Origin of the sequence: Clostridium sp. Ade.TY (assembly GCF_000498355.1) — a bacterium.
In the GTDB taxonomy this organism is placed as follows: domain Bacteria; phylum Bacillota; class Clostridia; order Clostridiales; family Clostridiaceae; genus Clostridium.
The window spans coordinates 382,881-397,463 of sequence record NZ_AVSV01000003.1 but is presented as its reverse complement, the minus strand read 5'-3'; the positions used below and the strand labels follow the sequence as shown (position 1 = coordinate 397,463).

The 14,583-nt window shown below is 25.2% G+C and carries 9 protein-coding genes; all 9 read right to left on the bottom strand.

Going from position 1 to position 14,583, the window contains the following annotated elements:
* Window positions 1-24: 24 nt before the first annotated feature.
* Entirely contained in the window at window positions 25-2,010 is a 1,986-nt protein-coding gene (locus O212_RS15860) for a HAMP domain-containing sensor histidine kinase (protein WP_024613599.1), read from the bottom strand.
* Window positions 2,000-3,946 carry a HAMP domain-containing sensor histidine kinase gene (locus O212_RS16355; RefSeq protein ID WP_024613598.1) on the bottom strand — a complete coding sequence of 649 codons (1,947 nt, stop codon included), beginning with the start codon at window positions 3,944-3,946 and terminating at the stop codon, window positions 2,000-2,002. Before O212_RS16355 ends, O212_RS15860 begins: the two co-directional genes overlap by 11 nt.
* Before the next feature lie 108 nt (window positions 3,947-4,054).
* Window positions 4,055-6,091: a glucose-specific PTS transporter subunit IIBC gene (gene ptsG, locus O212_RS0102535; protein ID WP_024613597.1), complete on the bottom strand. Its 2,037-nt coding sequence runs from the start codon at window positions 6,089-6,091 to the stop codon at window positions 4,055-4,057.
* A 129-nt stretch (window positions 6,092-6,220) separates the two neighbouring features.
* On the bottom strand, window positions 6,221-8,377 hold the full coding sequence (locus O212_RS0102530; protein ID WP_024613596.1) for a YhgE/Pip domain-containing protein: 2,157 nt from the start codon (window positions 8,375-8,377) through the stop codon (window positions 6,221-6,223).
* Window positions 8,378-8,536: 159 nt separating this feature from the next.
* Entirely contained in the window at window positions 8,537-9,664 is a 1,128-nt protein-coding gene (locus tag O212_RS0102525; RefSeq protein ID WP_024613595.1) for a glycosyl hydrolase family 8, read from the bottom strand.
* Between the two features lie 47 nt (window positions 9,665-9,711).
* Complete coding sequence (locus O212_RS0102520; RefSeq protein WP_024613594.1) at window positions 9,712-10,254, bottom strand: lytic transglycosylase domain-containing protein; 543 nt, start codon at window positions 10,252-10,254, stop codon at window positions 9,712-9,714.
* A 13-nt stretch (window positions 10,255-10,267) separates the two neighbouring features.
* The gene (coaE, locus tag O212_RS0102515; protein ID WP_024613593.1) at window positions 10,268-10,867 is read right to left on the bottom strand and encodes a dephospho-CoA kinase; all 600 of its coding nucleotides are present in this window, start codon (window positions 10,865-10,867) and stop codon (window positions 10,268-10,270) included.
* Between the two features lie 19 nt (window positions 10,868-10,886).
* On the bottom strand, window positions 10,887-13,481 hold the full coding sequence (gene polA, locus O212_RS0102510) for a DNA polymerase I (RefSeq protein WP_024613592.1): 2,595 nt from the start codon (window positions 13,479-13,481) through the stop codon (window positions 10,887-10,889).
* Between the two features lie 105 nt (window positions 13,482-13,586).
* Window positions 13,587-14,504: a glutaminase A gene (gene glsA / locus O212_RS0102505; RefSeq protein WP_024613591.1), complete on the bottom strand. Its 918-nt coding sequence runs from the start codon at window positions 14,502-14,504 to the stop codon at window positions 13,587-13,589.
* Window positions 14,505-14,583 lie beyond the last annotated feature (79 nt).

Sequence of the window (14,583 nt, the reverse complement as noted above, 5' to 3'; positions counted from 1 at the left end):
ATACTTTTTTGTGACTTTTTATTCTTATATATATATATCCGAAAATTCTACATCCACCTTTTTTTCTAAAGTTACTATCTCTAAGTCCTCACCTTGATTATATTCTTTTTGAGTTCCATTCATAGGTAATTCAATTATAAATCTGTTGCCCATTTTTTTATTAGACTTAAACTTTATTTTTCCCCCATGAAGCTCAACCATAGCTTTGGTTAAAAATAGCCCTAATCCGCTTCCTTCTTTTTCTCTATTTAATGATTTATTTATAGTTGTAAACTTATCAAATATATATCTTTCATTCTCTTTTTCAATAGGTCTAGTATGATTTTGTATAATTATATAAGCATTTTTCTTATTAGTATATATATTCACCTTTAATTCTTTATTTCTTTTTCCATATTTCACACTATTTGAAAGTATATTTAAAATAATTCTTTCTATCATTTCTCTATCCATAGGAATATATATTTCTTCACATGCCGAATCAAAAACTAAAGAATTATTTATCTTTTCTACATATCTTTTCGTTGCAGCTGTTGTACTTTCAACAACTTCTACTAAATTATATATTTTTTTATTAGCTTTTAAATAACCTTCTGAGGCTTTATTTGCATCAATAAAATTATTTATAGTTCTAATAAGTCTTAAACAATTTTGCTTAATTATACAATTATTCTTTTTTAAATTATATAAATTATTTTCATTTAAATACATTTCATTCACTGTAAGAGCGGAGTTAATCAAGTTTATAGGAGTTCTAAGTTCATGAGATATATTAGAATAAAATTCATTTTTAATTTCATCTTCCTTTAAATAAGAATCATATTTTTTTACAATTTCATTATATTTATTTATTTCTGTTAACTCTCTTATATATACTATTTCTCTATTAATTCCATTTTGAACTAAATAAAACTCTAATTCTTTTAATTTTTCTGAAAACTTATTAAACTTATATACAATTTCAATATTATTATTTGGATTTATATATTCTGAAGATAAAACTCTATTTTTTATATAACCTTGTGATTCTATTGATTGTATTAATCTATCTATTTCTATACCAACTATTAATTCTTTATGTTTAACATCTATTATATTTAACAAATAATTGTTTGCATATATTAATCTTCCCCTATTAAATATGGCTATACCATCTTTAAATGATTCTATAAGATTACAATATCTTTTATCATTATTTTTATTTATTGAATTTAATTCTTGAAGAACTATACTTTTTTCAATTAATTTTGTGTTTAATTCTTTTTGTTTTCTTTGAATTGATATTAACTTCTCCTTCATATTATCATATTGAAATTTTAATATATATTTTTTTATTCCGTTATAAACTTCATAATACGCTAAACATCTTAATATATCTCCTAAAAAAAATAATCTTATAATAACCATTTGATATATTAAAATAAATATCATATAAATATACATATTTTTCACATGAGTATTTTTCTTTATTTTTTCCAAATAAAATATCGTCAATATAATAACCATTAATCTCAAAATATAGTGATGTTCAGCTAAAATAACATTTATAAATTTATCTATATTCTCAAAAAAATACTTACCAAGCATTAACAATGCAATAACTATTCCTCCATATATTAAAACAGCTTGTTTACACGATATCTGCTTTAAATACATAATTATAGATATAATAATAATTATAAGTTCTAATATTTTATTAGCCCAAATAATTCGAATTGTTATATCCTCATATACATTACAAACTTCCATTAATATAGAGAAATATTCAAGCAATCCTATAAATAAAAATCCAATACCTAAAAACTTATAATAAGAATTAGATTTTCTAATTAAACTTATTAAACCTAAAGAAATCCCAAATGTGGCACATAAAATATTTATAGCATAATGAATCTCTATAACTTTATTATTAAATATAATTATTAAAAAACTAAAAATAGCTATACCTAATATTATTTTAAAGTACTTTTTTATATAAGATTCTAAAATTAAACTTATATTATTTGTCACTTAACTCTCCCTTTCCAAAAGTTATTATAACTTCTGTTCCTTTGCCTATTTTACTTTTTACCATAATGGACCCACCTTGCAGTTCAACAAGATTTTTTACGACAAATAATCCTATCCCACTACCCTTTTCATCTGTTTCTGTATTATTTTCTCCCATTGAATACTTTTTAAAAATTTTCTCTATAAAATCATTGTTCATTCCAATACCGTTATCTTTAACAATAATTCTTAAACTCTTATTACCATCTAAAATCATAACATCTATTCTGCCATCACTTTTTGTAAACTTTATTGAATTTGATATTAAGTTAAGTAATACTCTTTGCATAAAACTTTCATCTAAATCTAAGTATACTTCCTCTTTATTAGTATCAAATATTATATTTATATTTTTTTCTTTTGCATAACAAACTAAGGCAGATATAGTATCTTCTGTAAATTCAACTATATTTATTCTTTTTTTATTTGCTATTAAATGATCTGATTGTATTTTACTATTATCAATTAAATTATTTGTTATTTTCATTAAAGTAAAGCAATTACTTTTAGAAATTCTATTATATTTCATTAATGATTCACCATCTTTTTCCTTTATGAAAATATCTTCTAATTGAAGAGCTGAATATATTACATTTATTGGAGTTTTTAAATCATGACTTATATTTGAAAGAAAATCTCGCTTTAAACTTTCTTGTAAAATCTTATTTTCCATTTCATACTTTATAATATTCATTCTTATATTTGATGTTATATCAGAAAATGTTAATATAATTTCACCATTTTCAATATTTCTATCTATAACCTTTATATTTATATACCTTTTTTCATCTTTATTTTTAATAATTCCACTATAAACTTCTTTACTTAAATTACTTTTTATTTCATTTTCAAAAGCTTGTACAGATATTAAATTATCTAATTTTTTATTTATTATCTTCTTAATACTATTCTCATTAATAAATTTTAAAAACGACTTATTGCAATATATTATTCTAAGTGTAAAATCACTTAATATAATAACTGGAACTGGTATGTTTTTAAAAAAATCTTTAAACATTATTTCTTTTTTTCTTATTAAATTTTGAGAAAATTCTAGTTCTGTATTTTGGAGAAATAATTCTTTGTTCATATAATCTAGATCTTCATTACTTTTATATAACTTACTAAATAAAATTTTATATGGCGTATCTAAAATATTTTCTAAAGTAAAAAAGACCCATAAAGAAAAGTTTAAAAAAAAGATTAATTTTATCATTTCTAAAATAAATATATTTTTATAAAAATAGCTTATTAACATAAATAAATTAACTAAAAATATTAAAATTATATTTATATTTATATAGTTAATAGTTTTCTTCTTATACTCTTTATTTTTTATAAACTTTATTACTTCAATTGTAATCAAGAAAAATATTATTAAGCTTATTCCTATATATATAATTTTATATTTATATCCACCTTTACATGTAGTGATTAAAATAAGAACAATTATATTTGTTATCAAAACATATATTTTATAATTTAAATTTATATTTTTTATATACCTTAAGGCTATTAACATACCAAATATGATAATATAAGAGGATATATATTCAAAAGTTGCACTTATACTTAAAATTTGTAAATATCTATTATTTATAATTTCTGATATAAAGTATGTATTAATAAATATAATATTAATAAAACTAAAGCTTAATATCATAAGCAACTTACTTTTAAATATTTTCATTGTTGAATATATAAGAAGTACACAACAAAATGATGCTATAAGATAATATATTTTTATGAATATATTAATTAATGTTACTCCTTCATCAAACATCATTGCACTTATCATATTTATTGTTAAATAAATAGCCAAAAATATTATTGACATGTTTTTATATTTTACACTATTAACATGTAATATCTCTTCTAATTCGTTATTTATATACATTTACCCCACCTCATCACCTACCTATATTTTACTTTATTTTTACTTTTATGTGAAGTTTTTGTTAATAAAACCTAGCTAAATTTTAAAATTTAGCTAGGTTTTATAATTTTATTTTTTAATTATAGTTGCTACTATGTCTTTTCCTTCTTTTAATTCTCCATAATTTATTTCTAACTTATTTTCTTCTGTCAAGTTAGTAAATACTACTGGAGTTATTATTGATGGAACTTTCTCTTTTATTGAATCAAAATCTACAGTTAAAAGCTTATCTCCTATTTTAACTTTATCTCCTTGATTAACATATGCTGTAAACCCTTCTCCTTTTAATGAAACAGTATCCATTCCTACATGAATTAATATTTCTAATCCATGTTCACTTGTTATTCCAATTGCATGTTTGGTTGCAAACAATGAAGTTATCTCTCCACTTACAGGTGATACTACTACATTACCTGTTGGCTCTATAGCAAAACCATCACCCATCATTTTCTCTGCAAAGATTTTATCTTCAACATCTTCTATTCTTATTACATTTCCACTTAAAGGCATCATTATATCTTCTGGTATATCCTCAAGATTCTTATTTTTTATTTCAGATATATCATCATGTTCTTCTAATAATTCATCTACTGGTATATTTCCTGCCATTACATCTTTTATTTGGCCTTTTAATGTATCTGACTTTGGCCCAAATATAGCTTGAATATTATTACCAACTTCCATTACCCCAGCTGCTCCTAATTTTTTAAGCTCATCTTTATCAACTATTGAAACATCATTAACTATTACTCTAAGTCTAGTAATACAAGCATCTAAATTACTTATATTTTCTTTTCCTCCTAAAGCATTTAAAACTGCTACAGCAAGATTTGCTTGTTCTGGATTAATTCTACTTACTGATTCATCATCATCTTCTCTTCCAGGAGTTTTTAAATTTAATTTTCTTATTAAAACTCTAAATAAAACATAATAAATTACTGCATAAACTAATCCAACAACTATTACTAAATACCAAGGTGTTCTATTAGGTATAACACCAAATAAGATAAAATCAATTACTCCACCTGAAAATGTCATTCCTATTTTTATATTTAATAATTGCATAGTCATAAATGATAATCCAGCTAACACACAATGAACTACAAAAAGTAGAGGTGCTACAAAAAGAAATGAAAATTCTATAGGTTCTGTAATACCCGTTAAAAATGAAGTAAGTGCAGCTGATACCATAATACCGGCTACTAATTTTTTGTTTTGAGGTTTAGCTTCTTGGTAAATAGCCAATGCTGCTGCCGGCAAACCAAACATCATAAATGGAAATTTACCAGTCATAAATGTTCCAGCAGTAAATGGCACTCCATCTTTTAATTGTGCAAAAAATATATTTTGATCTCCCATAACTAATTGTCCAGCACTATTTATATATTCTCCAAATTGATACCAGAAAGGATTATACCAAATATGATGTAATCCAAATGGTATTAAAGCTCTTTCAATAGTTCCAAATAATAATGCTGCCATTGTAGGATTCGCATCTATCATACTTCTTGAAAAATAAAATAATCCATTTTGTATAGGAGGCCATATAAATGTCATTAAAATACCGATTAAAACTCCTAATGCTGCAGTTACTATTGGAACAAACCTCTTACCTGCAAAGAATCCTAAATAAGGAGGCAATTCAATTTTATAAAATTTATTATACATTGCAGATGCTATAAGACCCATTATAATCCCCCCAAACACCCCTGTCTGAAGTGTCGGAACACCAACAACTATAGTATACATAGGATCTGATAACATATCTTGTGTAACTCCAACAAATGTTCCCATTGAAACATTCATTATTAAAAATCCAACAATTGCTGCAAGTCCTGCAACACCATCACCATCTGATAATCCAATTGCAACTCCTACAGAAAATATTAAAGGCAAATTAGCAAATACAATATTACCTGATTGCTCCATAACATTTGCAACTAATTGTATCCAATCTGCCCTTAAATAAGGTGCATTAACTAATAAAGCTTCATTCATAAATAAATTACCAAATGCCAATAATAGTCCAGCAGCTGGCAAAAGAGCAACTGGTAACATTAACGCTTTACCAATTCTCTGTAAAACTCCAAAAATCTTTTTTCCCATTTTTTGTTCTCCTTTCTATATTTATAGCAAAATTATTTTTCCCTAGATTTCCTCTATTTAAACTGGATAAAGTTTCTACAATAAAAAAAGATAGACTTTAAAAGCCTATCTTTTCATTTAACTTATTTTTTAATGTTCTACTATTTCACTTTCTTTAAGTTTTTCAACAAATTTTTCGCTACTTTTATTCATTGTTTTTTTAAGTAGTATAGCTATTATTATAAATATTAAAGCTGAAGCTATTAATACAACAAAATCTCTTTGTATAAGTTCTGGTACTATTCCTCCAACAAATCCTCTCATTGCTTCTATAGCATATCTAAATGGTAAATACGGATTTATACCTTGGAAGAATCCTGACATAACTTCAACTGGGAAAGTTCCTCCAGATGCCGCAACTTGAAGTACTAAGAATATTATACAAATAGCTTTACCTACATTTCCAAAGACAGAAACAGTGGAATATATTATTGTTATAAATATTAAGCTAGTAAACATTCCAAAAAGTACAAAATATACTGGATGTGTTACATATGTCTTAAGTATAAGTATATCTCCTAAAGTAACTATAGCACCTTGTAGTATACCTACTATTGCAAACAATAAATATTTTCCAAAATAAACTTCCATTGGTTTTAAGTCTGATCCATCTTCAAATGGTTTTGCACTAACTGTTAATATTGATACAAGTATTAATCCTCCAACCCATAAAGCTAGTGTTGTATAAAATGGTGACATTGCTGAACCATAGTTTGGAACTGGGAATAATTTATTTGTTTCAATTTGAACTGGACTAACTAAAAAATTAGTTTTTTCTTTCCAATCACCAGTTATTATATCTAATATTTTATTTATATCTTCTTTTTTATCTACCTTTTTTATATCATTAGTCATTTTATTAAATGACTTTTTAAATTCTGGGAATTTATTTTTAACTTTAATTAATTCTTCATTAGTTAATTTAGTTCCTTTTGAAAGTAAATCTAATACATTTTTCACATTTGGCATTACATCTTGTGTACTCTTTATTAAAGCTATACTTTCTTTTGCTATTTTATCTAACTTATTTAATGACTCATTAATTGCAGGAACTATTGTACTATCATAGCTTCCTATAATTTCATTTAAACTACCTTGAATTGAATCTAATTTATTTTTTAATTTATTTATAGTTTCAGGTTTTAATAAGACATTATTATTAACTAATTCAATATCCTTGGCAATATCATTTATAAGAGATGTTGTTTTACCTTCTATATTTTTTAATTTATTAATTACATTAGTTAATTTATCACTATTTAAGCCTTTATTTATTGATTGTAATAAATCTATTACTGAGTTTAATGTATTATATACTACTTTCACCTTATCATTTAAACTATTTAAAGCCTTTAAAAGTGCTTCTTTATCATATTTTTCTGATATGTTACCTAAAATTTCTGAAGATCCTGAAAGTAAATCTCTACTGAATATTAAATCTTCTTTAATTATAGGAGATAAGCTATTTAAACTCTCTTTAGACTTATTAATAAAATCCTTTCCTTTATCAAGACTACTATTTACATCTTTTAATGTAGTCTCTAAATTAGGAATTATTTTATTCATCTTTTTAATCATTGTATCTATAGTTATAGTTCCATCATAAGCTTTGTTTATAAGTTCTTCCATCTTAGGTAAATTATCATTTACTTTATATATAGTATCAACAATTTCTCTTATTTTCTCTCTTGATGACTTATATTCTATACCTATTTGATTTAGAGCTTTAAATATTGCTCCATCTACAGTTTCTGAAACAGTTTTATCAACTTGATCTTTTAAAGATTGAACACCTTTATCTGTAATCTTTGGTGCTATTGCATTAGATACTTCATTTACTGTATATATTAATTTTGGCTTTACTATTTCTTTTGATACTGGTGATACTAAATCTTTTGAAAAATCTTCTGGTATTACTATACTTGCAAAATAATCACCAAGTTTTACCCCTTTTTCTGCCTTTTCTTTACTTACAAATTTCCATCCTATATTATGATTTTTTGAAAGTTCATCTACAACTTGCTCTCCAACATTTATAGTTTTACCTTCTACTTCTGTGCCTTTGTCCTCATTAACTACTGCTACCCTAATCCCACTTGTACTTCCATATGGATCCCAAGATGATTTAATATTAAACCATGCATAAAGAGAAGGAAGTATTATAAGCCCACATAATACAACAATTGCAACCCAATTTGTGAATATATTTTTTATATCTCTTTTAAAAATTTTAAAAATATTTTCCATAATTTATCCTTTCTTTTTATTTATCAATGTAGAAATTATAACATACATAATGACTAAAAGTCATTATTAATTTTTATTTATTTTACTTATAGTATCTCTATATTTAATAAAAAATAAAATTACTCCTAATGAAAATTAAAAATTTCATTAGGAGTAATTTTATTTCACATCTCTATAGGCTAGTAAAGCATTCAAATTATCAAATGAATAAACACTTAATGTTTTTGTATCCCCATAAGCTCCATATAATTCACTATTTTTATCTAATACTTGAAAACTTTCTAATTTTTTTAAGGCCATATTATATAATTCTTTATTTCCTGAATCATATCCTATTTTAACAAGTAATGCATATATTGATGTTGATTCTATATTAGAATCCTTTTCTCCATTTTTTACATTATACTTTGAATACATGGCTCCATCTTTTGAAAATTTTCCTTCAATCCACTGAATACTATTTGCTACTGATTGCTTAGCGTCAAGTTTATTTAATATACATATTAATGAAAGCAATGTATCTACTGTATTCTCATTATCATATTTTTTAGTTTTTCTATTATAATTAGTTCTATATAAAGGAAGATAATCACTTATATATCCATCATTTAATAATTTTACTGATGCTGAATATACTTTTTTCCATTTATAATCTATATTGCTTAAATAATCTAATGTAGGGACATCTATATAACATAAAGTTGTTATATCACTTTTATTATATCCATCATAAAAATCACTTAAAACATCTACATCAATTAATTTTTCATTAATAGCTCTTGATATTTTTATTGCTAACTTTCTATAATGAAAATCTCCCCATCTTTCATTTGCAAGTAAAAGTGCCTTTACAATTCTTAAATCATCAATTGTTGCTGAAGTTTGATTTTTATCATCTCCATAAACTCTCCATGAAACTAAATTATCTTTAAGAATCATATTATTCTCTATACAATTTAAAACTTTATTGAAATTTTCTTTATCATTTCTCTCTAAATAATATATTAACATCATTCCTTCTGATTCTGATAAAACCGCATTGCCTTTTGTTATATCGCCTTCTGATTTTTTATTTATGTAATTTGTTTTTATTCCACCAGAATTATTAGTTAATTTATTATCTACAAACTTTAATAATATATTTTCTCTCTCTGAAACTGGATTATCACTATATTTAACATTACTATCTACTGGTAATACATATGGCATCGCTACTTTAATAAAAATTAATAGTATTAATAAAGATAAAAAAACTATTCCATAAATATCTTTATTTTGATTATCCAAAATATTTCACCTCCAAACTAAAATACTATAGCTGATTATAAAAATAATCAGCTATACAAATACTTGTATATTTTATAATAGATATTAACTTTATCTACATAATTTTTAGTTTCCGGGAAAGGAATATAATGGATATTCTCTCCATCTTTTGAATAATCATTATCCTTTAACCACTTATTCACATTTCCTCTTCCTGCATTATATGCTGCTATTACTAAATCTTTATCTTTAAATTCTTTATAAAGATTATTCAAATACCAACATCCCATTTTTATATTTGTTTTCTCATCATAAAGCATACTTTCTGAAAAGTTTTTTATACCCATTTGTCCTGCAATCCACTTCCCCGTACTTTCTGTGATTTGCATAAGACCATAAGCTCCTTTATGTGATTTTGCATTAGAATCAAATTTACTTTCCGCTTTTATTATAGATAATACAAATAATGGATCTAAATTATATTCTTTACTGTATTCATTAATAACCTCTTCATGTTTATATGGAAAAGCATAATTTTTCACACAATACTTAATCCCTGACACTGCTATAACTATTATAAATAACCATAGTATTATCTTTTTTAACTTCATTTTTAACTCCTCATTATATTAATGTATTCATAAACTCTATAAAATCATCAACTTGTTCTTTAGCATATAACAAATCTTTATTATTATCTATTATTATATTAGCATAATTTTTCTTATCTTCTAGTGGCATCTGTGCATTTATTCTATTCAATGCATCATTACTACTTAATTTATCTCTATCTCTTACTCTTTGGATTTGAGCTTTGCTATCTGCAACTACTAATACAACAATATCCATATCTTCATTCATTTTGCTTTCTATAAGAGTTGGAGCATCTAGTATTACTATCTTTTCTCCGTTTTTTTCTAATGCCTTTATTTCTTCCATTATATCAGCCTTTATATATGGAAGTATTATGTTTTCATACTTAACTCTTTGTTTTGGAAATCTAAATATATGATTTCCAAATTCTTTTCTTCTAAAGTCTCCTCTCCAATCAAAGAAACCTTCTCCAAATTGAGCTCTAACTTTTTCTAATATTTCTGAATACTTAACTAATACTTCTCTTGCAATTAAATCAGCATCTATTACATTAAAACCTGCATCTTTAAGCATATTAGATACTGTACTTTTTCCAGTACCTATTCCACCTGTAAGTCCAACCTTTATCATGTTAAACTAAACTCCTCCTTTACTTAGTGTTATACCATGTATCTCCAAAATTAATATCAACATCTAATGGAACACTAAGCTTAAATACATTTTCCATTTCTTCTTTTACTATATTTTCAACTATACTTATTTCATCATCTACTACATTAACTATAAGTTCATCGTGAACTTGTAATATTAATGTACTTTTTAAATTTTCTTTATTTAATCTATTAAATACATTTATCATAGCTATTTTTATTATATCAGCTGCACTTCCTTGTATCGGAGCATTCATAGCAAGTCTTTCACCTAGGGCTTTTACTATTTTATTTGAAGATTTAATTTCTGGTATAAATCTTTTTCTATTTAAAATAGTAGTTACATATCCTGTCTTTTTAGCTTCTTCAACTACTGACTCTAAATATTCTTTTATTTTTGGATATCTGTCAAAGTAAATACTCATATATTCTGCTGCTTCTTTTCTTGTTATCCCAAGGTCTTGAGATAATGAAAAATCGCTTATTCCATAAACTATTCCAAAGTTAACAGCTTTTGCTCTTGAACGCATTAAAGGAGTTACATCCTCTATATTAACATTAAAAACTTCTGATGCTGTCTTTGTGTGGATATCACTATGATGTTTAAATGCATTTATCATATTTTCATCTCCACTTATATGAGCTAAAACTCTAAGTTCTATTTGTGAATAGTCAGCTGATAATAATTTATCTGTTTTCTCCTTAGTTATAAAAACTTTTCTTATTTCTCTTCCCATCTCATATCTTATAGGAATATTTTGAAGGTTTGGTTCTGTACTTGATAATCTACCTGTTGTTGTTACAGTTTGATTAAATGTACTGTGAATAGCACCATCTATATCTATTAATGGCTTCATTCCCTCAACATATGTTGAATTTATTTTACTTATTTGTCTATAGTAAGTTATTTTATCTATTATAGGATGTTTATCTCTAAGTTTTTCTAAAACATCTGCATTAGTTGAATATCCTGTTTTTGTTTTTTTAATAATAGGTAAGTCTAATTTTTCAAATAATATCTTTCCAAGTTGCTTTGGAGAATTTATATTAAATTCAACATCAGCCATTTCATAAATTTCTTTTTGAACTACATCAATTTCTTTTTTAAATTTAACTGCTAATTCATCTAGTATTGTTTCATCAACTTCAAAACCTTCATCTTCCATTGATGCAAGCACATTTATAAGTGGATGCTCAACATTATAATAAAGTTCCTCCATGTTTTCTTCTTTAATCTTTTTAGATAAAATTTTATATAATGTTTCTATATAAACTGCACCACATTTTAGTTCTTCATTTCCCTTTGCTATTTCATCTCCTGTATATGTCATAATAACATCACTTAACGGATATTGCCCTTTTGATGAATCTATAATGTAAGAAGCAATCGCTGTATCAAACTCAAAGCTATTTACATTTATAGATAACTTATTTAAAGCTTTTATTAATGATTTTCCATCATGAATAACTTTTAGCTTATCTTTATTTTCAAAAAATTCTCTTAATATAGGAAGTACTTTTTCTTCATCATTTTTTATAAGTTCATAAACATTAACAATAGTTGTTAAATTATCACTGCCAAAATATAATGTTTTAAGTTTTCTATTTGAATTTAGTGGTGATTCAAATATATCATAAGCTATGTAATATGTTTTATTATCCTTTAAAAATTTACTTAGTTCTTCTTGTGAATTAATTGTCTCACTTTTTATTTCTCTAACTTCTTCTTCTTTACCTATAAATTTTGCTAGAGAAGCTTTCATCTGAAGCTTTATTAGTAATTCCTTTAATCCCTTCTTATCCATTTCTTCTGAATTTTTTATATCTTCTATTATATTATCTAGTGGAACTTCAACAATTATTGTTGCAAGTTTTTTACTGAATATAGCCTGTTCACTATATGTCTCAAGATTTTCTTTTAATTTTTTACCACTAATATTATCTATATTCTCTAATACACCTTCAACAGAACCATATTCTTTTATTAATTTATATGCAGTTTTTTCTCCTACACCTGGCACTCCTGGTATATTATCTGACTTATCTCCCATAAGCCCTTTTACATCTATAAATTGAGTTGGTGTAACACCAAATTCTTCAATAAATTGTTCTTTATTGTACTTAGCTGTTTCCGAAACACCTTTTTTTGTTATTATTACATTTATATTATCATCAGCAAGTTGAAGAGCATCTTTATCTCCAGTAACTATAAAAACTTCCATCCCTGCTTTCGCTGCAAGTTTCGCTGTAGTTCCTATAATATCATCAGCTTCAAATCCTTCAATCTCATATATTTTTATTCCAAGAAGCTTAAGCATTTCCTTAATAATTGGGAACTGTTCTGCAAGTTCTTCTGGCATTTTCTTTCTACCTGCTTTATAATCTTCATATTCTTTATGTCTAAAAGTTGGAGCCTTTTTATCAAAAGCTGCAACTATATAATCTGGATTTATATCATCTTTCATCTTTAATAACATATTCGTAAATCCATATATTGCATTAGTATGAACACCTTCACTATTTGTAAGAGGTGGTAATGCATAAAAAGCTCTATTCATTAATGAATTAGAATCTAATATAAGTAATTTTTCCATACTTCCCTCCAAATTTCAGGAAATTATTTATATAATTTCCTTATTAATTGTCTCCTAGCTTTGCTTAATTATAACATTTTAAGTTATTTAAAAGTAACAGCTATATTAAAAAATACTAAGATCTAACTTATTTGCTAAATCTTCTAAAATCTTAAGTCCTGCAATACTATTGCCTTTTTCATCTAACGCTGGTCCATATACACCTATACCCATTCTTTTAGGTACAGCACCGACTATTCCTCCACCAACTCCACTTTTAGCTGGTATCCCAATTCTAACTGCAAATTCTCCTGACGCATCATACATTCCGCAAGTAACCATTATAGATTTAACTATTCTACATATATGTTTATCTATTAGCTTTTCTCCGCTCCATGGAATTATTCCATCATTAGCAAGAACAGCTCCAAGTCTTGCTAAGTCTTTAGCATTAGCCTCAATTGAACATTGTCTAAAATAAAGATCTAAAATTTCTTCTACATTGCCTTCTAATATACCACTACTTTTCATAAAGTAAGCTAAAGCTCTATTTCTATTTCCAGTTAGTTTTTCTGATATATAAACTTCTTCATTTATTTTTATATTAGGATTATTAGTAGCCTTCTTCATAAAGTCTATTAATTTCTTAAGTTTTCCCTCTTCGGTTTCTCCTTTAATTAAAGAAGTTGTAACTATAGCACCTGCATTAATCATTGGATTATAAGGCCTACCTGTCTCTGTTGTTTCAAGTTTAACTATAGAGTTAAATCCTTCACCTGTTGGTTCAACATTTACCTTTTTAAAAACATCAATCATCTCATTATCACTAAGTGCAATCATTAAACTAACAATTTTTGATATACTTTGTATTGTAAAGTTTTTATCGCAATTTCCCGCAAAACTTTCTTTACCATCTAATTCTACTACAGCTATCCCTAAATCATTTACATCAGCTTTAAGTAAAGCTGGAATATATGAAGCAAGCTTTCCATCTTGGCCGTAAATTTTATTTTTGTCTACTAATATTTGCAGCATATCTGTCAAATTAAAGCCCTCCATTCTTCTATAATAATAAATTCAAGTAAATATATTATATTACTTATCATAATTAGTTACAAGAAAT

Excerpts from the sequence above, each read along its gene's own strand:
- O212_RS16355 (WP_024613598.1), bottom strand. The coding sequence starts at position 3,946 with ATGTATATAAATAACGAATTAGAAGAGATATTACATGTTAATAGTGTA.
- ptsG (WP_024613597.1), bottom strand. The coding sequence starts at position 6,091 with ATGGGAAAAAAGATTTTTGGAGTTTTACAGAGAATTGGTAAAGCGTTA.
- O212_RS0102530 (WP_024613596.1), bottom strand. The coding sequence starts at position 8,377 with ATGGAAAATATTTTTAAAATTTTTAAAAGAGATATAAAAAATATATTC.
- O212_RS0102520 (WP_024613594.1), bottom strand. The coding sequence starts at position 10,254 with ATGAAGTTAAAAAAGATAATACTATGGTTATTTATAATAGTTATAGCA.
- coaE (WP_024613593.1), bottom strand. The coding sequence starts at position 10,867 with ATGATAAAGGTTGGACTTACAGGTGGAATAGGTACTGGAAAAAGTACA.
- polA (WP_024613592.1), bottom strand. The coding sequence starts at position 13,481 with ATGGAAAAATTACTTATATTAGATTCTAATTCATTAATGAATAGAGCT.